This window comes from Streptomyces sp. NPDC052701, assembly GCF_040678355.1.
Taxonomy (GTDB): Bacteria; Actinomycetota; Actinomycetes; order Streptomycetales; family Streptomycetaceae; genus Streptomyces.
The window spans coordinates 1-2752 of record NZ_JBFATO010000076.1 but is presented as its reverse complement, the minus strand read 5'-3'; the positions used below and the strand labels follow the sequence as shown (position 1 = coordinate 2752).

Annotated in this window: 2 protein-coding genes and 2 pseudogenes; 3 read left to right on the top strand and 1 reads right to left on the bottom strand. The window is 67.7% G+C overall.

Annotation, left to right across the window (positions count from 1 at the left end; genetic code table 11):
• Positions 1–92: 92 nt before the first annotated feature.
• Positions 93–395, bottom strand: a complete 303-nt coding sequence (locus AB0L29_RS35415; protein ID WP_365833462.1) for a hypothetical protein — start codon at positions 393–395, stop codon at positions 93–95.
• Positions 396–732: 337 nt separating this feature from the next.
• Here AB0L29_RS35415 and AB0L29_RS35410 point away from each other — a divergent pair.
• From AB0L29_RS35410 to AB0L29_RS35400, 3 genes and pseudogenes are all read left to right on the top strand, one after another.
• Positions 733–958, top strand: a pseudogene (locus AB0L29_RS35410) (hypothetical protein); the annotation flags it as partial.
• Positions 947–1469 (top strand): annotated as a pseudogene (locus tag AB0L29_RS35405) (IS6 family transposase); the annotation flags it as partial. The pseudogenes AB0L29_RS35410 and AB0L29_RS35405, both read left to right, overlap by 12 nt.
• A gap of 351 nt (positions 1470–1820) precedes the next feature.
• Positions 1821–2300 carry a hypothetical protein gene (locus tag AB0L29_RS35400; protein WP_365833460.1) on the top strand — a complete coding sequence of 160 codons (480 nt, stop codon included), beginning with the start codon at positions 1821–1823 and terminating at the stop codon, positions 2298–2300.
• The last annotated feature ends 452 nt before the right edge of the window (positions 2301–2752 follow it).

Genomic DNA, 2752 nt, shown 5'->3' with positions numbered 1-2752 from the left:
CACCCGTCGAATACGAGACCAGCTACTACCTGACAACCACGAAACCCCAGGTCACAACCACCAACTGAGATCTCTACCGAACCCGGGGCGGTTCAACAACATCCTGGCCGGATGGTGACGTCGGTCCGGGTATCGTGGACGCGCAGCCCTCCTGGAGCGATGACCTTGTCTGTCTCCAGCAGGCGGCGAATCGCCTCGCTGGCGTCCCTCAAAGGGCGATCGTCGTCGCCTGCCCGCGAGTTGTAGTCAGCCAGCATGGCCAGCGCGCTGCCGACTTCGAGCGGGGACATACTGCCTGACAGAGCCATGAACTGGTACGGAGGCAGGTCAGCCACCGGCCAGAAAGAGAAGTCAACGGTCTCTGGGGTCTCCAGGACGGCATTCACGATCAACACCGCGTCATTCTCACCTCGGGCGGTCCAGCCCGCCTAGTAATTTCTCCCGGGGCTCATCACGCCAAGGGAACGCGCTTGCGGCCAGCTACCGGCCCGGATACGCCGACCGCGTCACCGCCTGCGACCGCAACGCTGAGAACGGCGAGTTCCTGGACGGCAAGAGCCCCGTCACCTGCCCTGCCTGCCAGCGCACCACCGAGAAGTGAGGGCACCGACCACGAGCACCCCGACCGAGATCCGCGCTCGCGCCGCTGAGCTGGAGCGCATCAAGGGGACTGGCAGGGATACGGGTACGTACCCCCTACGCTGGTAGCGAGGTGGCGGAAGGGGCGACAGCATGCCGGACGCCAACGTACGGATTCCCCAGGAGGCCCAGGGATCGGCTGGCCGCCATAGCGGCGCAGGAGGGCCTGTCCCTGCGCGCCTACCTGGCGCGTCTGGCCGAGACGCTGCTCACCCCGCAGGAGCGAGTCGAGCGGGCGCGCGCGGCGCTGCAGGAGTGGAGCGGTTACGCTCCCACGCCCGCCGAGCAGCACGACCTGGACGCGGAGCTGGACCGTCGACAGCCCCGCCCTAGTGACAAGTGGCATCCGGACGAGGTATTCACCAAGATCAACAGTGAGCAACTACCTGTGGCGGGCCGTCGACCAGAACGGCTACGTGTTGGACATCCTGGTGCAGAGCCACCGGGACAAGGCCGCAGCCAGGCGTTTCCCCCGCAGATTGATGAAGAAGAACGGCGCGGTACCGCGGGTGATCGTCACCGACAAGCTCCGCTCCTACGGCGCGGCCCGTCGCAAGGTCATGCCCTCGGTGGAACATCGCTCGCACAAGGGTCTGAACGACCGGTCGGACAACAACCACCAGCCCACAAGGCAACGCGAGCGCGCGATGAAGGGATTCCGCTCGGTAGGCGGGGCGCAGCGGTTCCTGTCCGCGTTCAGCGGCATCTCACCCCACTTCCGACCCCGCCGCCACCTGATGAGCGCCCCCGGCTACCGAACCGAGATGGCCATCCGCTTCGCGATCCGGGATCAGATCACCGGCACCGCCGGCCAACCCGCCAAGGCTTGAGCACCGGCCCCAAACCCGGCCCTCCCCACGCCCCGACACGCGGTCAGAGACCCACGCACCCAATAATGTGACAGCGCCCACGCCGCCAGGCCGAATGGATCGCCGGCCAGGAGGGCGCCGACATCGCCATCCTCACCGAGGTGTCCTCCACCCGGGGCGGCGAGGCCCTCGTCACCGCGCTCACCGAGCGCGGATACACCACCCTGATCGCCCCTCAGCCGTCCATGCCCGACTACCGCACGGTCATCGCCTGCCGCTCCAGCGACGTCCAGCCGGTCCCCAGCCCGGTCACCGTCACCCCCCCACCGCGCCCCGGCGGCCCGCGTCACCGTCGGCGGCCACGACATCGGAGTGCTGGGCCTGTACGTGCCCTCCCGCGGCCCGAAGGACCAACGCAACGTCGCCAAGCGCGCCTTCCAGGAATCGGTCATCGAGAGCCTGCCGCGGCTGCTCGCCGCCTTCCCAGGCATGCCCGTCATCGTGGCCGGGGACCTTAACGTCATCGAGCGCGGCCACCAGCCCCCGCACAAGGTGTTCGGCGGGTGGGAGTACGCCTTCTACGACTCGTTTTCGGCCGCCGGCCTCACCGACGCCTTCCGTCACCTCCACCCCGACGAGGTCGCCCACTCCTGGTTCGGGCGCAGCGGCAACGGCTTCCGCTTCGACCACCTCTTCGTCTCCACACCCCACGCCGAGCGTGTCCTGGCCTGCGACTACGACCAGGAAGCCCACGAAGCGGGGCTGACCGACCACGCGGTCATGACGCTGCGCCTGGGCCTGCCGTCCACCTCGGGCGAACGGGGTGAAGTCACAGCGAAGAGGGCTGGCTGACAGCCGGCGGCCGCAGCGACCGAACGTCGGCGTTTCGGCCAACCTCCCCGAGCCCCGCGCCCTTGCGCGGCAAGGGTCGATGCACTGCGCATCCTCGGAAAACCGCTGAATCACAGGGCGCACAACGCGTCCGAAAGGAACAGATGCTCGAAAACGTGCGGCGTCGTTGAGCACGGCGACGCCACCGCCACGTCCACGAGAGGGGAACACATTGACGCCAGTCGAACCAGATGGCGACAGGATCCCCGCGGACCTGATCTGCCATAAGCGCGGCCTGTCCCGGGGCATGTTCATCGCCCAGGCCGCCCAGTACGGAATCGCGCCGTCTGTCGGCGGCGTGCCCGGCCCCCGAAGCGCTAAGACAACGTTTCTGATGGCGTGATCGCTCGTTGAGTCGTGCATGACGGATCTGGTGGAGCGGTTGGTACCGGACGAGCTGTGGACGCTGTTTC